We start from the raw sequence: 22,307 nt of genomic DNA on the forward strand, positions 1-22,307 counted from the left end.
CTGTATGGAATTCAGCAATCCTTTCGATAATCCGCAGGGACAGTTCGCCATTTTGCAAAATGACCAGGGGCAGTACAGCCTGTGGCCGCAGCAGTGCGAGTTGCCCGCGGGCTGGCGCGTGGTCTGCGAACCGCAATCTCAGGAGGCGTGCCAGCAGTGGCTGGCGGAACAGTGGCAGACGCTTGAGCCGTTTTATTTTGCGGGGGAGCGCGCATGAACCGTCTCCCTCTTGTCGCCGCCCAGCCGGGGATTTGGATGGCAGAGCAGCTTTCCTCCCTGCCAAACGCCTGGAGCGTCGCGCACTATACCGAGCTGAAAGGCGCTATCGATGCGCCATTGCTGGCAAAAGCCATCGCTGAAGGCATGATGCAGGCCGACACCCTGCGGATGCGTTTTGCCGAAGATAACGGTGAGGTGTGGCAGTGGATCGATGAGGCCATGCTCCTGCCGGAGCCGTCCATCGTGCGCGTTGACTCCCACGACGCCGCCGTGGCGCTGATGGAGGCCGATCTCAACCAGAACCTGCGCGTCGACAGCGGTCTGCCGCTGGCGTTTCACCAGCTGATCCAGGTGGGAGAAAGCCACTGGTACTGGTATCAGCGGTATCATCATCTGGTGGTAGATGGCTTCAGTTTCCCGGCCATTACGCGTCAGATCGCCGCCATTTACGCTGCGTGGCAGAAAGGGGAACCCGCGCCCGCCTCCCCGTTTACCCCGTTCGCCGAGGTGGTGGAGGAGTATCAGCGCTATCGCGACAGTGAGGCGTATCAGCGCGACGGTGCTTTCTGGGCCGAACAGCGCCAACAGCTTCCTTCTCCGGTCTCGCTCTCTTCCGCGCCCCTGCCTGGACACGCCGCCACCACCGACATCCTGCGCCTGAAAATGGCGATGGACGGACGTGCTTTCAGCCAGCTTGCACAGATGGCAGGCCAGGCGCAGCGTACCGATCTGGCGCTTGCGCTGGTGGTGCTGTGGCTGGGCCGCCTGACCGGACGGCTGGACTACGCCGCCGGGTTTATCTTTATGCGCCGCATGGGCTCCGCCGCGCTGACCGCGACCGGACCGGTGCTCAACGTCCTGCCGCTGGCGGTGAATATTCGCCCGCACGAGAGCCTGCCGGAACTGGCGCTGCGCCTGGCGAACCAGCTGAAAAAGATGCGTCGCCATCAGCGTTACGACGCCGAACAGATCGTGCGCGACAGCGGACGTGCCGCAGGCGATGAAGCCCTGTTTGGTCCGGTGCTGAACGTCAAGGTGTTCGATTATCAGCTGGATATCGACGGCGTGGAGGCCATTACCCACACGCTGGCGACCGGCCCGGTGAACGATCTGGAGCTTGCGCTGTTCCCGGACGAGCAGGGCGGACTGAGCATTGAGATCCTCGCCAACGGGCAGCGTTACGACGAGGCGACGCTAAAGGGTCACGCGGTGCGGCTGAACGCAATGCTGACGCAGTTTGCCGCCAACCCGGACCTGCGCTGTGGCGACGTGGACACCGTATCAGAGCAGGAATACGCCCGGCTGGCGCGCATTAACGATACCGGGCTGGCGCTGCCGTCCACCACGCTGGCGGATCTGGTCGCGGAGCAGGCGAGCAAAACGCCGGACGCCCCCGCGCTGGCGGATGCCCATACTGAACTGAACTACCGCCAGATGCGCGAGCAGGTGGTCGCGCTGGCAAACCTGCTGCGCGCGCGCGGCGTGAAGCCGGGCGACAGCGTGGCGGTGGCGCTTCCGCGCTCGGTGTTCCTGACGTTAGCCTTGCACGGCATTGTGGAGGCGGGCGCCGCGTGGCTGCCGCTCGACACCGGTTACCCGGATGACCGTCTGCGGATGATGCTGGAGGACGCGAAGCCGTCGCTGCTCATTACCACCGACGAACAGCTTCCGCGCTTTAGCGATCTGCCGATCGCCACCTTTAGTTACAACACACTATTACCGGCCACCGATGCTGAACCTCTGCGCCTGGCGAAGCCGGAGCAAACCGCGTACATCATCTTTACCTCCGGTTCGACAGGGCGTCCAAAAGGGGTGATGGTCGGCCATACCGCCATCGTTAACCGCCTGAAGTGGATGCAGGATCATTATCCACTGACGGCGCATGACGTGGTGGCGCAGAAAACGCCGTGCAGCTTTGACGTGTCGGTGTGGGAGTTCTGGTGGCCGTTTATCGCCGGGGCAAAGCTGGTGATGGCCGAGCCGGACGCGCACCGCGATCCGCAGGCGATGCAGAGCTTCTTCGCAGAATATGGCGTAACCACCACCCACTTCGTGCCGTCGATGCTGGCGGCGTTCGTTGCCTCGCTGACGCCGGAAAACGCCCACTGTTGCAGGACGCTGAAGCAGGTGTTCTGTAGCGGCGAGGCGTTGCCGACTGCGCTGTGTCGCGAGTGGGAACAGCTCACCCATGCGCCGCTGCACAACCTCTATGGCCCGACCGAAGCGGCGGTGGACGTCAGCTGGTATCCGGCGTACGGCCCCGAGCTGGCGGCGGTGGAGGGCAACAGCGTGCCGATCGGTTTCCCGGTATGGAATACGGGGCTGCGCATTCTGGATGCGATGATGCGCCCGGTACCGTTCGGCGTGGCGGGGGATCTGTATCTCACCGGCATCCAGCTGGCGCAGGGGTATCTGGGACGCCCCGACCTTACCGCCAGCCGCTTTATCGCCGACCCGTTCGCGCCGGGCGAGCGGATGTACCGCACCGGTGACGTTGCCCGCTGGCTGGATAACGGCGCGGTGGAATATCTGGGCCGCAGCGACGACCAGCTGAAAATTCGCGGCCAGCGCATCGAGCTGGGTGAAATCGACCGGGCCATGCTTGCGCTGCCGGATGTGGCCCAGGCCGTGGCGCACGCCTGCGTGTTCAACCAGGCGGCAGCCACGGGTGGCGATGCCCGACAGCTGGTGGGGTACGTGGTTTCCGAATCCGGCTTACCGCTGGATCGCGACGCGCTGCTTGCATCACTCAAAGCCCAGCTGCCACCGCATATGGTGCCGGTGGTGCTGCTGCAAATCAGCGCGCTGCCGTTAAGCGCCAACGGCAAGCTGGATCGCAAGGCGCTGCCGCTGCCGGAGCTGACCAGCAAAACTTCCGGTCGCGCACCTGAGACGCAAACCGAAGTGGCCGTGGCGCAGGCGTTTTCTTCCCTGCTGGGCTGCGCGGTGAACGATATCGAGGCCGATTTCTTTGCCCTCGGCGGCCACTCGCTGCTGGCGATGCGCCTCGCGGCTCAGCTCAGCCGTGCGTTCAGCCGTAAGGTCACGCCGGGGCAGATTATGGTCGCCTCGACGGTAAGCAAGCTTAGCGCCCTGCTGGACTCGCAGATGAGCGACGAACAGGCGCAGCGTCTGGGGTATGAAACCCTTCTGCCGCTGCGTGAAAGCAACGGCCCGACGCTGTTCTGCTTCCATCCGGCGTCCGGCTTTGCCTGGCAGTTTAGCGTCCTGGCGCGCTACCTCAGCCCGCGCTGGTCCATCGTCGGCATTCAGTCGCCGCGGCCAAACGGCCCGATGCAGCAGTGCGCGGATCTCGATGGGGTGATCGAACATCATCTGAACACGTTGCGTAAGCAGCAGCCGCAGGGGCCGTATTACCTGTTCGGCTATTCCCTCGGCGGCACGCTGGCGCAGGGCATTGCGGCCCGCCTGCGCGAGCAGGGTGAAGCAGTGGCGTTCCTCGGCCTGCTGGATACCTGGCCGCCGGAAACCCAGAACTGGGCGGAGAAAGAGGCTAACGGCCTCGACCCGGCGGTGCTGGCAGAGATCGAGCGCGAGCGTCAGGCGTTTATCGCCGCCCAGCAGGGGCAGGGCTCCAGCGAGCTGTTTAACGCCATTGAGGGCAACTACGCCGACGCGGTGCGGCTGCTCACCACCGCGCACAGCGCGCGCTTTGACGGTAAAGCGACGCTGTTTGTCGCCGAGCGAACGCGAACCCTGGATCCTCAGGCCGCGTGGGCGCCGTGGGTGGGCGAGCTGGAGGTCTACAGCCAGGACTGCGCTCACGTGGATATTATTTCACCGCAGGCGTTTGAGAAAATTGGGCCGGTACTGAAGGAAATTTTAGGATAGTGCAAATGCCCCTCACCCTAACCCTCTCCCACGGGGAGAGGGGATGGTTTGCTCCCTCTCCCTGTGGGAGAGGGCCGGGGTGAGGGCATCAGACCGCACGTTTTCCAAGCGGCACCACCAACGGCGTACCCGCCACCGGATCGTCAATAATCATGCAGCGCATGCCGTAGATCCGCGCGATCAGCTCTGGCGTAACAATCTCCTTCGGCGCGCCCTGCGCCACAATCTCGCCGTCGCGCAGCGCAATCAGATGCGTCGCGTAGCGGCACGCCTGGTTTAAGTCGTGCAACACCGCCGCCAGGGTGTACCCCTGCGTACGGTTCAGCTCGCTCAGCAGCTCCAGCAGGTCAATCTGATGGCTGATATCCAGCCAGGTCGTCGGCTCGTCCAGCAGCATGATCGAGGTTTCCTGCGCCAGCACCATTGCGATCCACGCGCGCTGGCGCTGTCCGCCGGAGAGGGTATCGACGCTTTGCTGGGCCAGCTCGGTGATGCCCGTCGCCTGCATCGCGCGCTTCACGGCCTCGTCGTCCTCCTTGCGCCAGCGGGTAAACAGCGGCTGGTGCGGATAGCGCCCGCGGGAGACCAGCTCCTGCACGGTAATATCCCCCGGCGTGGTGGCGTTTTGCGCCAGCAGCCCAATTCGGCGCGCCACCTCTTTGCTGGCGAAGCGCTGGATCTGCTCCCCGTCGAGGAACACGCTGCCCTCAACCGGCGACATCAGGCGGCTCAGCGTGCGCAGCAATGTTGATTTGCCGCAGCCGTTTGGCCCGATAATGGCGGTGAAGTGGCCGTCCGGAATGGCGACGGATAAGTCCCGGGCAATGATTTTTTTGCCGTAGCCGAGGGTCAAGTTTTCGCCGCGCAAGCGGGTGGTTAAATCTGTCATTTCTTGCGTGACTCCTGAACGAGCAAGACGATGAGGTAAATCCCGCCGAGGCTGACGGTCACCACGCCCACCGGCAGTTGATAAGGCGTAAACAGCCGCTGGGCGCAGAGATCGGCGGCCAGCAGTAATACTGCACCGCACAGCGCCGCCTGGGTTAATCCCCAGCGCGCGGTGCCGCTAAGTCGCCGCGCGATATGCGGCGCGACAAGGGCAATAAACGAGATCGGCCCGGCGATGGCGGTAGACGCTGCGGTCAGCAAGACCGCCACCAGCATCAGCATCAGGCGCGAGCGCTCTACGCTCACGCCCAGCGCGCAGGCGCTGTCGTCGCCCATCTCCAGCAGCCGCATGCGCCTGACCAGCAGCAACGCGCCGATAAACATCAGGATAATCAGCGGCGCGGCGGGCCAGGTTTTTACCCACGTCAGACCGTTGAGGGAACCGGCGTACCACAGTCCGGCGGAGAGTGCGGTTTCCAGCGACGCCTGTAGCAGAAGCCAGGTGTTAAACGCCATCAGCATCGCGCGGATGCCGATCCCGATGATGATCAGGCGGAAGGTGTCGATGCCGTTGCGCCAGGCCAGGGCCCAGATAAGCAGGGAGGTGAGAATGCCGCCCGCCATCGCCGTAAAGGTAATGGCCGTGAGATGCTGCCCGAACAGCACCATCGCCACCAGCACGCCGCTCCACGCGCCGGTATTCAGGCCCATCACGTCCGGGCTGCCGAGGGGGTTACGCATCAGCGACTGGAATATCGCGCCGCTGACGCCAAGCGCCGCGCCAACCAGGATCGCCATTGCCACGCGCGGCAGTCGCCATTCGGTGACCACCATGGTGATGTTACGCGGCGCGCTGCCGGTGAGAGCGTGAAAGACCTGCGCGAAATCAAGCGTTACGGCACCGCTTTGCAGGCTCCAGACCGCCAGCAGCAGACAGGCGACGACCAGCAGGGCGACGCTGGTGAGTAAACGACGGGACGGGGCCATCATGCGCTACCCCCGCGTCTGCGTCGTACCAGGAAGATCAGCACCGGCGCGCCGATAAAGGCGCTGACCACCGAGACACGCAGTTCGCCCGGCACCAGCAGGCGGCCCAGCACGTCGGCAAACAGCAGCAGGGCAGGGGTCGCCAGCAGCGTGACCGGCAGCGACCAGCGGTGATCCGCCCCCACCAGCCAGCGCGCCATGTGCGGCATCATCAGGCCGATAAAGGCAATCGGGCCGACCACGGCGGTCGCGCTGCCGCACAGCACGGTGATGGCAAGCAGGCCCGTCAGCTGCGTACGCGCCACGCGGTTGCCGAGGGCGGTCGCGGTGTCACTGCCGAGGCTCAGGCTGTTCAGCGCCCGGCTTAAACAGAGCGCCACGGCGGCAGCGACGCTCGCCGGGATCACCACCACTTTTAAGGTTTCAAGGGTACGAATATCCAGCGAACCCGCCTGCCAGAAGCGCAGCTGGTCATACACGTCCGGGTTGAGCAGGGCGATGCCGTTGGACAAGCCTTCCAGTACCGCCGCGAGCGCTACGCCCGCCAGCGTTAAGCGTACCGGGCTGAGCTGTCCGCCGCCCTGGCTGCCGGTAAACGCCACCACCAGCGAGGCGGCCAGCGCGCCGCAGAAGGCCATCACCAGCTGTTCAGACGGAGAGGTGAAACCAAACAGCGCCGCGCCGAGCACAATGGCGAAGCTGGCACCAGAGTTCACGCCGAGAATGCCAGGGTCCGCCAGCGGGTTGCGGGTGAGGGTTTGCATCAGGGCACCGGCAAGGCCGAGCGCACCACCGGCCAGCAGGCCGGCAAGGGTGCGGGGCAGGCGAGCGTCGAGCACGATGGTGCAGTCGGCGCTCTGACAGGTACCGGATAGCGCATCGACAATAACGGACGCGGGCAGCGGTTTTGCGCCGACCAGCAGGCTGAGTGCAATCGCAAGGATTAGCAGTAGCAATAAAACGGGCACGGCAAGGGTGCGCACCGCAGAAGAGGAAAACGACATAGCAACATCCATGATTTGATAATGATAGTGATTATCGTTATCTATCTTATTTGGCTATGTTAGCATGTGCGCCCATGGAATGGGTAGAAATAGACTCAAGGCTTTGTCATGAATCAAAAATCCTGGCTGCTTAACCTCAGCCTGCTCAAAACACACCCGGCGTATCGCGCCGTTTTTATCGCTCGCTTTATCTCCATTTTGTCCCTCGGTTTGCTTGGTGTGGCCGTGCCGGTGCAAATCCAGACCATCACTCACTCCAGCTGGCTGGTAGGGCTATCCGTCACCTTAACCGGCGGGGCGATGTTTATCGGCCTGATGGTGGGCGGCGTGCTGGCGGACCGCTACGAGCGTAAAAAGCTTATCCTGCTGGCGCGCGGCACCTGCGGGGTGGGCTTTGTCGGGCTGTGTCTGAACGCCATGCTGCCGGAGCCGTCGCTGATGGTGATTTATGCCCTGGGCCTGTGGGACGGCTTTTTTGCCTCGTTAGGCGTGACGGCGCTGCTGGCGGCCACGCCCGCGCTGGTCGGGCGCGAGAACCTGATGCAGGCGGGGGCGATCACCATGCTCACCGTGCGCCTCGGCTCGGTGATTTCGCCGATGGTCGGCGGTCTGCTGCTGGCGACCGGCAACGTGGCGTGGAACTACGGCCTTGCCGCAGCCGGAACCTTTATCACCACCCTGACGCTGCTGCGTCTGCCGCTCCTGCCACCGCCGCCGCAGCCGCGCGAGCATCCGCTGAAGTCCCTGATGGCCGCGATTCGTTTTCTGTTCAGCAACCCGTTGATTGGCGGCATTGCGCTGCTCGGCGGCCTGCTGACGATGGCGAGCGCCGTGCGCGTGCTGTACCCGGCGCTGGCGGGCGAGTGGCAGATGAGCGCCTCAGAGATTGGCGTGCTGTACGCCGCCATTCCGCTCGGCGCCGCGTGTGGGGCGCTGACCAGCGGCAACCTGGCGCAGAGCGCGAGACCGGGGCTGATCATGCTGGTGGCGACGCTGGCCTCGTTTATCGCGATTGGTTTCTTCAGCCTGATGCCGGTGTGGGCGCTGGGGGTAATGTGTCTGGTGATTTTTGGCTGGCTGAGCGCGGTCAGCTCGCTTTTACAGTACACCCTGATCCAGACCCAGACGCCGGAAGGGATGCTCGGGCGCATTAACGGCCTGTGGACCGCGCAGAACGTGACGGGCGATGCAATTGGCGCGGCGATCCTCGGCGGGATGGGGGCGATAATGACCCCGGTGGCGTCGGCGAGCAGCAGCGGGTTTGTGTTAGCGATGATTGGCGCGATCTTACTGGTGACGCTGGTGGAATTGCGGCGGTTCAGGCAGGAGGTCGCGTTGAACGACGGTGCGGCCTGATGCCCTCACCCCGGCCCTCTCCCACGGGGAGAGGGAGGAAAAATGCCTACTTAAACAACGCATTCAATCTGTCTAACACCAGCATCGCGCTGTAATAATCCAGGCGGAACGTCTCCGTTCCCAGCGCCCAGACGCGCTTGTTCTTCACCGACGGCAGATGCGCCAGCAGCGGATTGGCGTAAATCGCATTCACGTCTTTCTGGTCGCCGGCAAACACGAACAGCCCTTCGCCGTTCAGCCCCGTCGCCAGATTTTCTCCACCCAGCTGAATAATGTCGTGGCGCTTGCCCTGGCTTGTTGAGGTCTGCAAACCGGCAGGCAGGTCCGCCAGCGTAAAGCCCAGCTGGTGCAGCAGCTTGCCCTGCGCGGAGTCTGTCGTCCACAGGTTCGCCGTGTGTGCCGCGGCGGTGTAAACGATGGCGTTCACCGGCTGTGGCGGCAGCTTCATCTGCTGCTTCACCTGGGCGAGCTGTTTATCGAAGGCAGCGATGCGCTCTGCGGCCTGTGTCTCCTGCCCGGTGATCGTCCCCAGCTGGGTCAGCAGTTCCTGCCAGCTTTTGTCGTCGTAATTGATGATAAGCGTCGGCGCGATGGCGGAAAGCTGCTCGTAGAGCGCAAGCGCGGAATCCCCGCCGGTGGCGCTGATCAAAATCAGGTCCGGCATCTGGGCCGCGACCGCTTCGGCGCTCGGCTCGCCGATGTACAGCCGGGCAACCTTACGCTGCTTCGCGATATCGCCCCACTGACGTAAAAAGCCCTGCGCATCCGCCACGCGGTTGTTCGGCGTGGTCGCACCGCTGGCAATGACCGGCGCGTCAATGGCCAGCAGCGAGCCGGTTAAGGTCACGCTGGTAGAGACAATGCGCGTCGGTTTGCTCTCAAGCGTGTGAACGCCGCGGCTGTCGGAGACCTGGCGCGGCCAGTCGTCGGCGGCGGCTGAGGTTAGTCCTAAAACAAAAAGTCCTGTTAAAAGAAGGGCATTGCGGCAAACGGCAGCGATTTTCACAGAGCGGCATCCTGATTTTATTGAAGATAATGCTTCTCATTTTCAGGGCTGTAGGGAAGGGATGCAAGCGTTTGTCGCACAAGTTATTTGCCCGACGGTTGACAGCGGGGCGATGTGGGATTAGGTTAGCCGACGAAAATATAAATGATAATCATTATTGCTTCTTTTATCATTTTAAGGAGGATGATATGGACACGTCCCTGGCTGAGGAAGTTCAGCACACCGCGACTACGCTGCAAGCAGATAGCTTTTTCTTTATGTCGCCTTACCGCAGTTTTACCACGTCCGGCTGTTTTGCCCGTTTTTCTGAACCCGCCGTCGGCGGTGACGATCCGGCGGGTCCCTTTCAGCAGAAATTAGCTCAGGCTTTCCGGAATGCGAAAAACAGCGGCATTGCCCATCCGGTGATGGTAGGGGCGATCCCCTTCGATACCCGCAAACCGTCCTCGCTGTTTATTCCGCAACGCTGGCAAACCTTCTCCCGCCCGGCGCGTCAGCAGTCCGCACGCTACGCCTCCGGCGCGCAGACGCTGAACGTGCAACAACGCACCGAGATCCCGCCGCAGCCGGTTTTCGAGGAGATGGTGGCCCGCGCCGCGTCGCTCACCGCCACGCCGCAGGTGAATAAGGTGGTGCTGTCGCGCCTGATTGATATTGCCACCGACAAACAGATTGATAGCAGCGCGCTGATGGAGCGTCTTATCGCCCAGAACCCGGCGAGCTTTAACTTCCACGTACCGCTGGAAGACGGCGGCGTGCTGCTGGGCGCCAGCCCGGAACTGCTGCTGCGTAAAGAGGGCGCGCACTTTAGTTCGCTGCCGCTGGCGGGCTCTGCGCGCCGTCAGCCGGACGATGTGCTGGATCGCGAAGCGGGCACTAAGCTGCTGGCCTCCGAAAAAGACCGTCACGAGCACGACCTGGTAACCCAGGCGATGAAAACCATTCTGGAACCGCGCAGCCATCATCTGAGCATGCCGGCTTCCCCGCAGCTCATTACCACCCCAACGCTGTGGCATCTGGCCACGCCGGTTGAGGGTGACGCGCGTGAAAACGAGAACGCCCTGACGCTGGCCTGCCTGCTGCACCCGACCCCGGCCCTGAGCGGTTTCCCGCATCAGGCGGCAAAAGAACTCATTGCCGAGCTGGAGCCCTTCGACCGCGAACTGTTCGGCGGCATTGTTGGCTGGTGCGACAGCGAAGGTAACGGCGAGTGGGTGGTAACTATCCGCTGCGCGCGGCTGCATCAAAATACCGTTCGCCTGTTTGCCGGCGCGGGCATTGTGCCTGCTTCCTCCCCGGTGGGCGAGTGGCGCGAGACGGGCGTGAAGCTCTCCACCATGCTCAACGTGTTTGGTTTGCACTAAGGAATACTCATGACCATCCCTTTTACCCGCTGGCCTGAGGATTTTGCCCGGCGCTACCGTGAAAAAGGCTACTGGCAGGATCTGCCGCTGACCCACATCCTGACGGACCATGCGGACAGCGATGCGGTCGCGATAATTGACGGCGATCGCCGCATTACCTACCGCGCGTTTAATCAGGCGGTGACGAATCTGGCGTCCGCCCTTCAGGCGCAGGGGCTGCATCGCGGCGAGACCGCGCTGGTGCAGCTCGGCAACGTGGCCGAGTTCTACATCACCTTCTTCGCGCTACTGCAAATCGGCGTCGCGCCGGTCAACGCGCTCTTTAGCCATCAGCGCAGTGAACTCAACGCCTACGCGGAGCAGATCAAACCCGCCGTACTGATTGCCGATCGCGACCACGCGCTGTTCTCGGGCGATGATTTTCTCAACACCTTTGTGGATGCGCATCGCTCGGTACGCGTTGTGCTGCTACGCGGCGATAAGGGCGAACACGCGCTGGAGGCGGCGATTTCACGCCCGGCGGACAATTTCATCCCGAACCCGACGCCCGCCGACGAAGTGGCGTTCTTCCAGCTCTCCGGCGGCAGCACCGGCACGCCGAAGCTGATCCCGCGTACGCACAACGACTACGACTACAGCATTCGCCGCAGCAACGAAATCTGCGGTATCACTGCGCACACCCGCTATCTGAACGCGCTTCCCGCGGCGCACAACTACGCCATGAGTTCGCCGGGATCGTTAGGCGTTTTCACGGCGGGCGGCTGCGTGGTGCTGGCGAACGATCCGAGCGCCACGCTCTGCTTCCCGCTGATTGAGCAGCATCAGATCAACGTCACCTCGCTGGTGCCGCCCGCGGTCAGCCTGTGGTTGCAGGCGATTGCCGACGGCGCGGGGAACGCCCAGCTGAAATCCCTCGAACTGCTCCAGGTAGGCGGCGCACGTCTCTCCGCCACGCTTGCGGCGCGCATTCCGGCGGAAATTGGCTGCCAGCTTCAGCAGGTGTTTGGCATGGCGGAAGGGCTGGTGAACTACACCGCCCTCGACGATGCGCCGGAGCGCATCATCAATACCCAGGGCCGCCCGATGTGCCCGGACGACGAAGTGTGGGTGGCGGACGAGGACGGCAACCCGCTGCCGCGCGGGGAAGTCGGACGCCTGATGACGCGCGGCCCGTACACCTTCCGCGGCTATTTCAACAGCCCGGAACACAACGCCAGCGCCTTTGATGCCAACGGTTTCTACTGCTCGGGCGATCTGATCGCCATCGACGAGCAGGGTTACATCACCGTGCAGGGGCGCGAGAAAGATCAGATCAACCGCGGTGGCGAGAAGATCGCCGCCGAAGAGATCGAAAACCTGCTGCTGCGCCACGACGCGGTGATCCACGCCGCGCTGGTGAGCATGGAGGACAGCCTGCTGGGCGAAAAAAGCTGCGCGTACCTGGTGGTGAAACAGCCCCTGCGCGCGGTGGAGGTGCGACGCTTCCTGCGCGAGCAGGGCGTTGCCGAATTTAAGCTGCCGGACCGCGTGGAGAGCGTGGATGCGCTTCCGCTCACGCCGGTCGGCAAAGTTGATAAGAAACAGTTGCGCCTGTGGCTTGCTGAACGCGCCCGGGGCTGAGGAACAGAGAATGGCCATTCCAAAATTAACTGCATACGCGCTGCCAACCGCCGCCGAACTGCCGACCAGTAAAGTGAACTGGGCGTTTGAACCGGAGCGCGCCGCGCTGCTGATCCACGATATGCAGGAGTACTTCCTGAACTTCTGGGGCGAAAATAGCGACATGATGCAGCAGGTAGTGGCGAACATCGCTAAACTGCGCGCGTACTGCAAAGAGCACAATATTCCGGTGTACTACACCGCGCAGCCGAAAGATCAGAGCGATGAAGACCGTGCCCTGCTGAACGACATGTGGGGGCCGGGCCTGACCCGTTCGCCGGAGCAGCAGCGCATCGTCGCTGAGCTGACCCCGGATGAAGCGGACACCGTGCTGGTGAAGTGGCGCTACAGCGCGTTTCACCGCTCGCCGCTGGAGCAGATGCTGAAAGAGACCGGGCGCAACCAGCTTTTGATCACCGGCGTATACGCCCACATCGGCTGCATGACCACCGCCACCGACGCCTTTATGCGCGACATCAAACCGTTCTTTATCGCCGACGCGCTGGCGGATTTCACCCGCGACGAGCACCTGATGTCGCTGAAATACGTGGCCGGGCGTTCGGGCCGCGTGGTGATGACCGACGAGCTGCTGCCGTCCGTTCCGGCAACGAAAGCCGCGCTGCGCGCGCTGATCCTGCCGCTGCTGGACGAGTCCGACGAGCCGATGGATGATGAAAACCTGATCGACTACGGTCTGGATTCAGTACGGATGATGGCGCTCGCCGCCCGCTGGCGCAAAGTGCACGGCGACATTGATTTCGTGATGCTGGCAAAAAATCCGACCCTCGATGCCTGGTGGGCGCTGCTCTCCCGCGAGGTGAAGTGATGGCTTTTGATTTTACCGGTAAAACCGTCTGGGTGACGGGCGCGGGTAAGGGCATTGGCTATGCGACCGCGCTGGCATTTGTGGAGGCCGGGGCGCAGGTGACCGGGTTCGATCTGGCTTTCCCTCACGGCGAATATCCGTTTGCCACCGAAACGCTGGACGTGGCGGATGCGGCGCAGGCGAGTGACGTCTGCGGGCGTTTGCTCAGCAGCCTTGAGCGGCTCGACGTGCTGGTTAACGCAGCGGGCATTCTGCGTATGGGCGCGACGGATCAGCTTTCGCAGGAGGACTGGCAGCAGACCTTTGCGGTCAACGTCGGCGGCGCGTTCAACCTGTTCCAGCAGACGATGGGCCAGTTCCGTCGTCAGCAGGGCGGGGCGATTGTGACCGTAGCCTCTGACGCGGCGCACACGCCGCGCATAGGCATGAGCGCCTACGGCGCGTCGAAAGCGGCGCTGAAAAGCCTGGCGCTGACAGTCGGGCTGGAACTGGCGGGCAGCGGCGTACGCTGTAACCTGGTGTCGCCGGGTTCAACGGATACCGACATGCAGCGCACCCTGTGGACCAGCGACGATGCGGAACAGCGGCGCATTCGCGGCTTTGGCGAGCAATTCAAGCTCGGCATTCCGCTTGGTAAAATTGCCCGTCCGCAGGAGATTGCTGCGACCGTGCTGTTCCTGGCATCTGATGCCGCCAGCCATATCACCTTGCAGGATATCGTGGTGGACGGCGGCTCCACGCTGGGGGCGTAATGATCTGGAAACGTCATTTAACGCTCGAGGAGCTGAACGCCACCAGCCTGAATACGATGGTGGGGCACCTTGGCATCGTCTATACCCGCCTCGGGGACGATACGCTGGAAGCCGAAATGCCGGTGGATGCGCGTACCCATCAGCCGTTTGGCCTGCTGCACGGCGGCGCCTCGGCGGCGCTGGCGGAAACGCTGGGCTCGATGGCCGGTTTTCTGATGACCCGTGACGGGCAGAACGTGGTGGGTACGGAACTGAATGCCACGCACCACCGCGCAGTCTCACACGGTAAGGTACGCGGCGTGTGTCAGCCGCTGCATCTGGGCCGTTCCAGCCAGAGCTGGGAGATCGTGGTGTTCGACGAGCAGGGACGGCGGTGCTGTACCTGTCGGTTGAGTACGATGGTGTTGGGGTAAGTCATTCAGCTGAAAGTGATCGGCTTAACACTGTGGTGTAAATCTCTGGTTTGACCACGCATTATTGCGTTTCAAAGTTGTTAAATTTTACCCGTTGTTCTAGAAACAAAATGTAACATCTAACTGTTTCACAACAACGGACAACAACTATGAACAACTCAGGGAAATACCTTACGTGGGCGGTGCTCTCCGTGGTGGGAGCCTTTGCCCTGGGCTATATCGCCCTCAACCGGGGGGAGCAGATCAACGCGCTGTGGATCGTCGTCGCCTCCGTCTGCATTTATCTGATCGCATACCGTTTTTATGGCCGCTATATCGCAAAGACGGTGCTGGGCGTAGACGGCACGCGCATGACGCCTGCCGTGCGCCACAACGATGGTCTGGACTACGTGCCGACCGATAAAAAAGTGCTGTTCGGTCACCATTTCGCGGCGATTGCCGGGGCAGGCCCGCTGGTGGGGCCGGTACTGGCCGCGCAGATGGGCTACCTGCCGGGGATGATCTGGATCCTCGCGGGGGTGGTGCTGGCGGGCGCGGTGCAGGACTTCATGGTGCTGTTCGTCTCCACCCGTCGCGACGGTCGTTCGCTGGGTGAGCTGGTGAAAGAAGAGATGGGGGCAACCGCCGGGGTGATTGCGCTGGTGGCGACCTTTATGATCATGGTGATCATCCTCGCGGTGCTGGCGATGATCGTGGTGAAAGCCTTGACCCACAGCCCGTGGGGAACCTATACCGTCGCCTTCACCATACCGCTGGCGCTGTTCATGGGGATCTACATTCGCTACCTGCGTCCGGGGCGCATTGGTGAAGTGTCAGTCATTGGCCTGGTGTTCCTGGTGTTTGCCATTATCTCCGGCGGCTGGGTGGCGGAAAGCCCGACCTGGGCACCGTTCTTCGACTTCACCGGCGTGCAGCTGACCTGGATGCTGGTAGGCTACGGCTTCGTGGCGGCGGTGCTGCCGGTATGGCTGCTGCTGGCCCCGCGTGACTACCTCTCTACCTTCCTGAAAATCGGCACCATCGTCGGGCTGGCGATCGGCATTCTGATTATGCGCCCGACCCTGACCATGCCTGCGCTGACCAAATTTATTGACGGCACCGGCCCGGTCTGGACCGGCAATCTGTTCCCGTTCCTGTTTATCACCATCGCCTGTGGGGCGGTGTCGGGCTTCCACGCGCTGATTGCCTCCGGGACCACGCCGAAGATGCTGGCGAATGAGAATCAGGCCTGCCTGATTGGCTACGGCGGCATGCTGATGGAGTCCTTCGTGGCGATTATGGCGCTGGTCTCCGCCTGCATTATTGACCCGGGCGTGTATTTCGCGATGAACAGCCCGATGGCGGTCCTGGCTCCGGCGGGCACCGTTGACGTGGTCGCTTCCGCCGCGCAGGTGGTGAGCGGCTGGGGTTTTGCGATTACGCCTGAAACGCTGACGCATATCGCTAATGAGGTCGGCGAGCAGTCGATTATCTCCCGCGCAGGCGGGGCACCAACGCTGGCGGTGGGCATGGCCTACATCCTGCACGGCGCGCTGGGCGGGCTGATGGATGTCTCGTTCTGGTATCACTTCGCCATTCTGTTCGAGGCGCTGTTTATTCTGACGGCGGTGGATGCCGGTACGCGCGCGGCGCGCTTTATGTTGCAGGATCTGCTGGGGGTGATCTCCCCGAATCTGAAGCGTACCGATTCACTCCCGGCTAACCTGCTGGCGACAGCGCTGTGCGTGCTGGCGTGGGGCTACTTCCTGCATCAGGGCGTGGTCGACCCGCTGGGCGGGATTAACACCCTGTGGCCGCTGTTCGGTATCGCCAACCAGATGCTGGCGGGCATGGCCCTGATGCTCTGCGCGGTAGTGCTGTTCAAGATGAAGCGCCAGCGTTACGCATGGGTGGCGCTGGTGCCAACGGCGTGGCTGCTGATCTGTACCCTGACCGCGGGCTGGCAGAAAGCCTTCAGCCCGGACAACAAGGTGGGCTTCCTGGCGATCGCCAACAAGTTCCAGGCGATGATCGACAGCGGTAAGATCCCGGCACAGTACACCGAATCTCAGCTGTCGCAGCTGGTGTTTAACAACCGTCTGGACGCCGGGCTGACCATCTTCTTTATGGTGGTGGTTGTGGTGCTGGCGTTGTATTCTCTGAAAACCGCGCTGGCGGCGTTGAAAGTCGCCAAACCGACGGCGAAAGAGACGCCGTATGAGCCAATGCCTGAGAACCTGGACGAGATTGTCACCCAGGCGAAAGGGGCGCATTAACATTACCAAACCCCCTCACCCCACCCCTCTCCCCAAAGGGGAGAGGGTGTTAAAGTTCCCTCTCCCCTTTGGGGAGAGGGTCAGGGTGAGGGGAATACAAACGAGAAACTGATTATGTTCGACACCCTTTCCAAAGCAGGTAAATACCTGGGCCAGGCCGCTAAAATGATGATTGGCGTGCCGGATTACGACAACTACGTCGAGCATATGCGCGTCAACCACCCGGACCAGACGCCCATGACCTACGAAGAATTTTTCCGCGACCGTCAGGACGCCCGCTACGGCGGCAAGGGCGGGGCGAAGTGCTGTTAACCCTCTTTTGGTAAATAGAGGCTGATCTGCTCCTGTTTACAGCCGTAAATTGCCGCCAGCTTTTCGCGGGTGCGCTTTTGCGGTCGGGAGTCCAGCGCTTCCAGCTGTGATACGGCGGACTGGCTGATGCCAAGCTTCTCCGCCACCTCCTGCTGGGACATGCCGCGTAAAATGCGCCAGGCGGCCTGTAGGCTGACGTTCTCGTTATGCATGATGTCGCACACTTCACCCGGTAAACCTACGTTATCGTAGATGTCTGATTCGTAAGGGATGTCTTCCCAGTCGTTTTCATCATCGTCATCGTACTCAAGCATGGCTAAACGCATGCGAAAATATTCACCGTAGGGTATGACAACATACTGTTTTTTTCCTTCTTCATCCTTGATGAACTGAATAGCCATATTCCGTATGCTCCTCATGAAGGTAGGTAGTGGTTGTCCGGCGTTTTACTGCCACTACGTAGCAGATATCACCCGGCGGGTCTCCGAAGGTGTAAATGACCCTGTAATCACCTAATCGCAACCTGTAGTGGTTTTCGGGAGAAGATAATTTCTTGATATCCGCGACAGGTGATGTTTTATCGTCCATCTTCTCCAGCCTGAATTTAATGCGGTTCTGATATCGAGGATCGATTTTAGAAAACTGCTTCTCTGCTGTTTTAGACCACACAATCTTCATCCGTACCTCCACTGTACGCCCACACAAAATATAAGGAAATAATAAGACTATTAGATAAATTCCGAATTTCTAATGAGGTACTGTAGAGCGGAGAATAACCGCGAGAAAGCGGCAAAACGCGAATCGTCGAGGCGGCTCGAACAGGCCTCTGCCGGGCGACAGAGGCATACAGTAAATTTGCGATCAGGCGTTCAGACCGCCGTCGACATCCAGACCGGTGCCGGAAATTTGCCCCGCAGCCGGGCTGGCGAGGAAGGTGACTGCCGCTGCGATATCCTCCGGCTGGCCGTAATGGCCCAGGGCAATAAGCTGACGCTGAGAGTCAGCCTGCTCACCGTCTTCCGGGTTCATATCGCTGTTGGTCGGGCCGGGGTGGACCAGGTTGACGGTAATGCCGCGCGGGCCTAAATCACGGGCCAGACCTCGGGTGAGAGAGTTAAGGGCAGACTTGGTCATCGAGTAGACGGCGATCCCCGGCTGCGCCACGCGGTTCGCCAGACAGCTGCCAATGTTGATGATGCGTCCGCCGTCCGACATATGCACCAGCGCTTCCTGAATGGCGATCACCACGCCGCGGATGTTGACGTTGATCAGAGCGTCGATGTCCGCCAGGGTCATGGACTCCAGCGGGCCGCCGCGCGCAATCCCGGCGTTATTGACCAGAATATCCAGCCCGCCGAGGGAGCGCGCCGCCTGCGTGACCGCATCCTGAATCGCCTGCGCGCTGGCGCTGTCGGCCTGAATCGCCTCGCCGTGTCGCCCCAGCGCGTTGATCTCATCGACGACCTGCTGGGCTTTATCGACGGATTTTTCGTAGGTGATAACCACATCGGCACCGGCTCGCGCCAGCGACAGCGCAATCGCCCGACCCAGCCCACGACTGGCGCCGGTAACCAGCGCCTTTTTACCTGTTAAATCGATCTGCATGATGACCTCGTTGCAAGAGTGGAGAGAATCATCATTAGGTATAGCCCGTCGGCGCAATTAACGGCTGAAGGATTCCACCTTCGCAAACGCGGCGCGCAGCACCTCAGGCGTTAACGTCACCGGCAGATAGTGAATCGACTCCACCGGGCGCAGGGTGTGGGCAATGACCTTATCCAGCTCGTCGCGGTTGTGAATATCGACGTCCAGCTCGCGAAGCGTGATTGGCAGGTTAAAGCGCCGGTACGCCGCCACCAGCTGCGCCAGCACGTCGTCCTGACCGAGCAGGGCGCTCTGGACCAGAATGCCATAGGCCACCTTGGTGCCGTGCAGGTATTTTTCCGTCTGCGGCAGCACGGTTAAGCCGTTGTGCACCGCGTGCGCCGCCGCCACGCGGGTATAGCGCTCACCCAGACCGCCGACCATTCCGCCTCCGGCAATAATCGCATCCACCACGTCCCGGAACGCCTGCGTCTGTTCGCCGCGCTGCTGATCTGCAAGCGCCTCTTCGCTGCGTTCCAGCAGCACGTCGCGGATCGCCAGCGCACCGTTCAGGCCAAGACGCACGGTCAGCGGCAGACTCTCAGGTTGAGGGGCGAGCACCGCCGCTTCGTACCACTTCGCCAGCGTATCGCCGATGCCCGCCAGCAGGTATTCCGCCGGGGCGTTAAGGATGATCTGCGGCTCCACCAGCACCAGAAAGTTGGCGTCGTCAAAAATCTCAAACTGTAGCGCCTGACCGGCATCGTTGTACCACACGGAGAGCGGGGTCCACGCCGCGCAGGTGGCGGCGATAGTGGGAATGCCCACGAACGGCACGCCCAGACGACGCGCCACGGCCTTGACGGTATCCATTACCGCACCGCCGCCCACGCCAATCACCACGCTGGTTTCACTTCCCGACTCGTTTACCAGATGAATGACGTCACGCTCGCTGCAATGGCCCTTAAACAACAGATGTTTTGCCCCCGTCGCGTTAAAACTCTGCGGCAGATAAGGGCGTGCGCCATCGATTGCCCGCTCGCCGTAGATCCACACCGCGCGGGAAAGTTGTTCCGGAGTAAAGAAATTATCCAGGTGTGCAAGGCTTCCCGGATGAGAGAAGTAGTTCGCCGGGCCGGGTACGACGCGGATATCGGTGTTGCTCATGAAGTTGTCCTTTTTTAGCAAGCGCTAACCCGATGTTATGTCTGGACATCCGGATGGCTAATAATATTTCGCTTTATCTTATGCCTTTTCCGTCGTTGTCAGTCAACCGGAGCTGTGAAAAATTCGCTAAATCAGAAGAGTAATGAAGGATTTACGCGGATGGTTTCCAGTCGCCTTGAGATGCGCGGTATCAGCCTGGCCTTTTCCGGCTTTCAGGCCCTGTCGCGCGTGGATTTCACCCTGAACGGCGGGTCGGTGCATGCGCTGACCGGCGCCAACGGCGCGGGGAAATCGACGCTGATGGCGGTGCTGTGCGGGACGCACGACCACTATGAAGGCGAAATCTGCATTAACAACCAGCCGGTAAGCATCCGCGAGCCGCTGGACGCCAAACGGCTGGGCATCCACCTCGTGCAGCAGGAGGTGGACGTGGCGCTGATCCCGGGGTTAAGCATTGCTGAAAACATCATGCTCGACCAGCTGGCGCAGCCAGGGCACCGCTACCGCTGGCGCGACATCCGCCAGCAGGCGCGGCAGGCGCTGGCGCAGCTGGATGTTTCGCTCGACGTTCGCCGCTCCATCGACAGCTGCACGCTGGCTGAAAAACAGCAGATTTTGCTGGCACGCGCTTTGTCCCACCACTGCCGTTTTTTAATTCTTGACGAGCCCACCGCGCCGCTGGACGCGCACGAGAGCGAGCGTCTGTTTGCGGTGGTAAGACGTCTGCAACAGCAGGGCATCGGCGTGGTGTTTATCTCTCACCGCATTCACGAGCTAAAAGCTATCTGCGACACCCTCACGGTGCTGCGCGACGGCAGGCTGATTGAGTCTGGCCCGATGGCCGATCTCAGCGGTGAAGAGATTGTTGAGAAGATGCTCGGCCACGAGCTGAGCGATATCTATCCGCCCCCGCGCCCGCCGCACGGCGACGAAACGTTGCTGCGGGTTGAAGGGCTGCACGACGACGCGCTGCTGAAAGATATCTCTCTGCACCTGCGCAAGGGCGAAATTCTCGGCATTGCCGGGCTGGCGGGCGCGGGCAAAACCGAACTCTGTAAGGCGCTGTTTGGCGCCAGTAAAAGCCGCGTCGCGAACGGCGAGCTGAACCATCAGGACTGGAAACCGCGCGACCCGGCGGACTCGGTGCTGCGCGGCCTGGCGCTGGTGCCGGAAGAGCGGCGCAAAGAGGGCATTTTTATCGACGAGACGGTGAGCATGAATCTTGCCGTGTGCGCCGATAACAGCTTCTCGCGCTGGAGCCTGTTCGGCCATCGTCAGGCGTGGCGCTGGGCGGAGGAGGTGATCGCCCGCGTCGGCGTTCGCGCCCGCGGTCCCGGGCAGGTTTTGCGACGTCTCTCCGGCGGCAACCAGCAGAAGGTCGCCATCGGTAAATGGTTGCGTAATGACGCCAGCGTGCTGATATTCGACGAGCCGACCAAAGGCGTGGACGTGAAGGCCAAAACCGATCTGTTTCAGCTTATCGACGGCCTGGCGCGCGAGGGCAAAGGGGTGATTTACGCCTCCGGCGAGTTCGCCGAGCTGGTGGGGCTCTGCGACCGCATCTGCGTGCTGTGGGACGGGCGCATCGTGGCGGAAATCGCCGGGGCAGAGGCCCGGGAAGAGACACTACTTTATTATTCAACCGGAGGAACGGCGTCGTGAGCAAGGCCCTTTCAGTGACCGCGGCGGCGTCTGGCCGTCAGCAACTATTCGATTTTCTTTATAAGTGGGGCATGCTGCTGACCGTCGTCGCGCTGGTGGCCGTCTTTGGCCTGGCGTCGGACAGCTTCCTCGATCCGAACAACATCATCAACATTCTGCGCTCGATTGCCATCGTGACGGTGATTGCCATCGGCGTGTCGATCTCCCTGACCGTCGGCGGGTTCGATCTCTCGGTGGGATCCACCGCGTCGCTGGCGAACGCGCTGGTGATTTCGCTCTTCGTCTGGCACGGCTTCGGCACCACCGAGTCGATTGTAATCACTCTCGCGCTCTGCACGCTGGTCGGCCTGTTTAACGCTTTCCTGATCGTCATCCTGCGTATTCCGGACATGCTCGCCACCCTCGCCAGCCTGTTTGTCATCCAGGGCGTGGCGATGACCTACAGTTACGGCGGGTCGATTACTGAGAACATGGTGCTGCCGAGCGGCGACATGGCGGAAGGCACCATCCCTGCGACGTTCAGCCTGCTGGGACAGGTACCGACTATCGTGATCGTCATGCTGGTGGTGACGGTGCTGGCGCAGCTTGGCCTCTCGTTGACCACTCACGGTCGTCGGATGTACGCCATTGGCGGTAACCCGGAAGCGGCGCGCCTCTCGGGGATTCGCACCACGCGCTACAAGGTGGCGGCCTACGTGATTGCCTCCCTGCTGGCGGGCCTGGGCGGGATTTTGCTGGCCTCGCGTATTGGCTCATCGCAGGTGAACGCGGGCGGCGGTTACCTGATGGATGCGGTGGCGGCGGCGTGGATCGGCTTCTCGCTGGCCGGGTCCGGCAAGCCGAATGCCCTGGGGACCCTGGTCGGGGCGGTGATTCTCGGCGTGCTGTCGAACGGGCTGGTGATGCTCTCCGTGCCGTATTACGCCATGGACATTATAAAAGGGCTGGTGCTCGCGGTAGCGCTGGCGATTACCTACATACAAAAACGCTGACAACACAAC

General features: G+C 61.8%; 20 protein-coding genes. 12 read left to right on the plus strand and 8 right to left on the minus strand.

The window, feature by feature from the left end; translation table 11 throughout:
* Nucleotides 1–4 precede the first annotated feature (4 nt).
* Together SK47_RS05210 and entF are read left to right on the plus strand one after the other, a co-directional pair.
* Entirely contained in the window at nt 5–217 is a 213-nt protein-coding gene (locus SK47_RS05210) for an MbtH family protein (protein ID WP_003858806.1), read from the plus strand.
* Entirely contained in the window at nt 214–4,071 is a 3,858-nt protein-coding gene (gene entF / locus SK47_RS05215) for an enterobactin non-ribosomal peptide synthetase EntF (RefSeq protein WP_048243598.1), read from the plus strand. The genes SK47_RS05210 and entF overlap by 4 nt, the downstream gene beginning before the upstream one ends.
* 88 nt (nt 4,072–4,159) lie before the next feature.
* Here the strand turns inward: entF and fepC are convergent, their stop codons facing one another.
* The 3 genes from fepC to fepD are packed head-to-tail and all read right to left on the minus strand — an operon-like array spanning nt 4,160 to nt 6,950.
* Nucleotides 4,160–4,960 (minus strand): iron-enterobactin ABC transporter ATP-binding protein, encoded by an 801-nt coding sequence (gene fepC / locus SK47_RS05220; protein WP_022650565.1) that lies wholly within the window; start codon nt 4,958–4,960, stop codon nt 4,160–4,162.
* Nucleotides 4,957–5,946 carry an iron-enterobactin ABC transporter permease gene (gene fepG, locus SK47_RS05225; protein ID WP_072139725.1) on the minus strand — a complete coding sequence of 330 codons (990 nt, stop codon included), beginning with the start codon at nt 5,944–5,946 and terminating at the stop codon, nt 4,957–4,959. Before fepG ends, fepC begins: the two co-directional genes overlap by 4 nt.
* Entirely contained in the window at nt 5,946–6,950 is a 1,005-nt protein-coding gene (gene fepD / locus SK47_RS05230) for a Fe(3+)-siderophore ABC transporter permease (RefSeq protein WP_048243600.1), read from the minus strand. The genes fepG and fepD overlap by 1 nt, the downstream gene beginning before the upstream one ends.
* Before the next feature lie 108 nt (nt 6,951–7,058).
* Here fepD and entS point away from each other — a divergent pair, with 108 nt between their 5' ends.
* The gene (entS, locus tag SK47_RS05235) at nt 7,059–8,306 is read left to right on the plus strand and encodes an enterobactin transporter EntS (protein WP_045896360.1); all 1,248 of its coding nucleotides are present in this window, start codon (nt 7,059–7,061) and stop codon (nt 8,304–8,306) included.
* A gap of 46 nt (nt 8,307–8,352) precedes the next feature.
* Here the strand turns inward: entS and fepB are convergent, their stop codons facing one another.
* Nucleotides 8,353–9,312: a Fe2+-enterobactin ABC transporter substrate-binding protein gene (fepB, locus tag SK47_RS05240; RefSeq protein ID WP_048209166.1), complete on the minus strand. Its 960-nt coding sequence runs from the start codon at nt 9,310–9,312 to the stop codon at nt 8,353–8,355.
* A 188-nt stretch (nt 9,313–9,500) separates the two neighbouring features.
* Between fepB and entC the strand changes: the two genes are divergently transcribed.
* From entC to SK47_RS05275, 7 genes are all read left to right on the plus strand, one after another.
* Nucleotides 9,501–10,676, plus strand: a complete 1,176-nt coding sequence (entC, locus tag SK47_RS05245) for an isochorismate synthase EntC (RefSeq protein WP_032608824.1) — start codon at nt 9,501–9,503, stop codon at nt 10,674–10,676.
* A gap of 9 nt (nt 10,677–10,685) precedes the next feature.
* Complete coding sequence (entE, locus tag SK47_RS05250) at nt 10,686–12,296, plus strand: (2,3-dihydroxybenzoyl)adenylate synthase EntE (protein ID WP_023324293.1); 1,611 nt, start codon at nt 10,686–10,688, stop codon at nt 12,294–12,296.
* A 10-nt stretch (nt 12,297–12,306) separates the two neighbouring features.
* Nucleotides 12,307–13,161, plus strand: a complete 855-nt coding sequence (locus SK47_RS05255) for an isochorismatase (RefSeq protein ID WP_048243602.1) — start codon at nt 12,307–12,309, stop codon at nt 13,159–13,161.
* Nucleotides 13,161–13,913 carry a 2,3-dihydro-2,3-dihydroxybenzoate dehydrogenase EntA gene (gene entA / locus SK47_RS05260; RefSeq protein WP_023305663.1) on the plus strand — a complete coding sequence of 251 codons (753 nt, stop codon included), beginning with the start codon at nt 13,161–13,163 and terminating at the stop codon, nt 13,911–13,913. Before SK47_RS05255 ends, entA begins: the two co-directional genes overlap by 1 nt.
* Nucleotides 13,913–14,326, plus strand: coding sequence for a proofreading thioesterase EntH (gene entH / locus SK47_RS05265; protein ID WP_015571173.1), 414 nt, complete (start codon nt 13,913–13,915; stop codon nt 14,324–14,326). The genes entA and entH overlap by 1 nt, the downstream gene beginning before the upstream one ends.
* 149 nt (nt 14,327–14,475) lie before the next feature.
* Nucleotides 14,476–16,581 (plus strand): pyruvate/proton symporter CstA, encoded by a 2,106-nt coding sequence (cstA, locus tag SK47_RS05270; protein ID WP_045896367.1) that lies wholly within the window; start codon nt 14,476–14,478, stop codon nt 16,579–16,581.
* A gap of 114 nt (nt 16,582–16,695) precedes the next feature.
* Nucleotides 16,696–16,893, plus strand: coding sequence for a YbdD/YjiX family protein (locus SK47_RS05275; protein WP_006809671.1), 198 nt, complete (start codon nt 16,696–16,698; stop codon nt 16,891–16,893).
* On the opposite strand, the gene SK47_RS05280 is transcribed toward SK47_RS05275, so the two are convergent.
* The 4 genes from SK47_RS05280 to SK47_RS05295 all read right to left on the minus strand — a co-directional run bounded on the left by SK47_RS05280 (nt 16,890) and on the right by SK47_RS05295 (nt 19,644).
* On the minus strand, nt 16,890–17,294 hold the full coding sequence (locus tag SK47_RS05280; RefSeq protein ID WP_048243604.1) for a helix-turn-helix domain-containing protein: 405 nt from the start codon (nt 17,292–17,294) through the stop codon (nt 16,890–16,892). The genes SK47_RS05275 and SK47_RS05280 overlap by 4 nt on opposite strands.
* Nucleotides 17,269–17,571 (minus strand): type II toxin-antitoxin system RelE family toxin, encoded by a 303-nt coding sequence (locus SK47_RS05285; RefSeq protein WP_048243607.1) that lies wholly within the window; start codon nt 17,569–17,571, stop codon nt 17,269–17,271. The genes SK47_RS05280 and SK47_RS05285 overlap by 26 nt, the downstream gene beginning before the upstream one ends.
* A gap of 183 nt (nt 17,572–17,754) precedes the next feature.
* Nucleotides 17,755–18,498, minus strand: coding sequence for an SDR family NAD(P)-dependent oxidoreductase (locus tag SK47_RS05290; protein ID WP_017382507.1), 744 nt, complete (start codon nt 18,496–18,498; stop codon nt 17,755–17,757).
* 57 nt (nt 18,499–18,555) lie between these two features.
* Nucleotides 18,556–19,644, minus strand: coding sequence for an oxidoreductase (locus tag SK47_RS05295; RefSeq protein ID WP_048243609.1), 1,089 nt, complete (start codon nt 19,642–19,644; stop codon nt 18,556–18,558).
* Between the two features lie 159 nt (nt 19,645–19,803).
* Here SK47_RS05295 and SK47_RS05300 point away from each other — a divergent pair, with 159 nt between their 5' ends.
* The gene (locus SK47_RS05300) at nt 19,804–21,306 is read left to right on the plus strand and encodes a sugar ABC transporter ATP-binding protein (RefSeq protein ID WP_023315599.1); all 1,503 of its coding nucleotides are present in this window, start codon (nt 19,804–19,806) and stop codon (nt 21,304–21,306) included.
* Nucleotides 21,303–22,298, plus strand: coding sequence for an ABC transporter permease (locus SK47_RS05305; protein WP_045332394.1), 996 nt, complete (start codon nt 21,303–21,305; stop codon nt 22,296–22,298). The genes SK47_RS05300 and SK47_RS05305 overlap by 4 nt, the downstream gene beginning before the upstream one ends.
* Nucleotides 22,299–22,307 lie beyond the last annotated feature (9 nt).

It is taken from the genome of Enterobacter sp. BWH52 (assembly GCF_001037565.1).
GTDB classification, from domain to species: Bacteria; Pseudomonadota; Gammaproteobacteria; order Enterobacterales; family Enterobacteriaceae; genus Enterobacter; species Enterobacter hormaechei_C.

What these genes read in the sequence shown, in the direction of transcription:
- fepC (WP_022650565.1), bottom strand. Translation starts at nt 4,960, where the DNA reads ATGACAGATTTAACCACCCGCTTGCGCGGCGAAAACTTGACCCTCGGC.
- SK47_RS05275 (WP_006809671.1), top strand. Translation starts at nt 16,696, where the DNA reads ATGTTCGACACCCTTTCCAAAGCAGGTAAATACCTGGGCCAGGCCGCT.
- entH (WP_015571173.1), top strand. Translation starts at nt 13,913, where the DNA reads ATGATCTGGAAACGTCATTTAACGCTCGAGGAGCTGAACGCCACCAGC.
- fepD (WP_048243600.1), bottom strand. Translation starts at nt 6,950, where the DNA reads ATGTCGTTTTCCTCTTCTGCGGTGCGCACCCTTGCCGTGCCCGTTTTA.
- entC (WP_032608824.1), top strand. Translation starts at nt 9,501, where the DNA reads ATGGACACGTCCCTGGCTGAGGAAGTTCAGCACACCGCGACTACGCTG.
- entE (WP_023324293.1), top strand. Translation starts at nt 10,686, where the DNA reads ATGACCATCCCTTTTACCCGCTGGCCTGAGGATTTTGCCCGGCGCTAC.
- SK47_RS05300 (WP_023315599.1), top strand. Translation starts at nt 19,804, where the DNA reads ATGGTTTCCAGTCGCCTTGAGATGCGCGGTATCAGCCTGGCCTTTTCC.
- SK47_RS05285 (WP_048243607.1), bottom strand. Translation starts at nt 17,571, where the DNA reads ATGAAGATTGTGTGGTCTAAAACAGCAGAGAAGCAGTTTTCTAAAATC.
- entA (WP_023305663.1), top strand. Translation starts at nt 13,161, where the DNA reads ATGGCTTTTGATTTTACCGGTAAAACCGTCTGGGTGACGGGCGCGGGT.
- entS (WP_045896360.1), top strand. Translation starts at nt 7,059, where the DNA reads ATGAATCAAAAATCCTGGCTGCTTAACCTCAGCCTGCTCAAAACACAC.
- entF (WP_048243598.1), top strand. Translation starts at nt 214, where the DNA reads ATGAACCGTCTCCCTCTTGTCGCCGCCCAGCCGGGGATTTGGATGGCA.
- fepG (WP_072139725.1), bottom strand. Translation starts at nt 5,946, where the DNA reads ATGGCCCCGTCCCGTCGTTTACTCACCAGCGTCGCCCTGCTGGTCGTC.
- SK47_RS05280 (WP_048243604.1), bottom strand. Translation starts at nt 17,294, where the DNA reads ATGGCTATTCAGTTCATCAAGGATGAAGAAGGAAAAAAACAGTATGTT.
- SK47_RS05295 (WP_048243609.1), bottom strand. Translation starts at nt 19,644, where the DNA reads ATGAGCAACACCGATATCCGCGTCGTACCCGGCCCGGCGAACTACTTC.
- SK47_RS05290 (WP_017382507.1), bottom strand. Translation starts at nt 18,498, where the DNA reads ATGCAGATCGATTTAACAGGTAAAAAGGCGCTGGTTACCGGCGCCAGT.
- cstA (WP_045896367.1), top strand. Translation starts at nt 14,476, where the DNA reads ATGAACAACTCAGGGAAATACCTTACGTGGGCGGTGCTCTCCGTGGTG.
- SK47_RS05210 (WP_003858806.1), top strand. Translation starts at nt 5, where the DNA reads ATGGAATTCAGCAATCCTTTCGATAATCCGCAGGGACAGTTCGCCATT.
- SK47_RS05255 (WP_048243602.1), top strand. Translation starts at nt 12,307, where the DNA reads ATGGCCATTCCAAAATTAACTGCATACGCGCTGCCAACCGCCGCCGAA.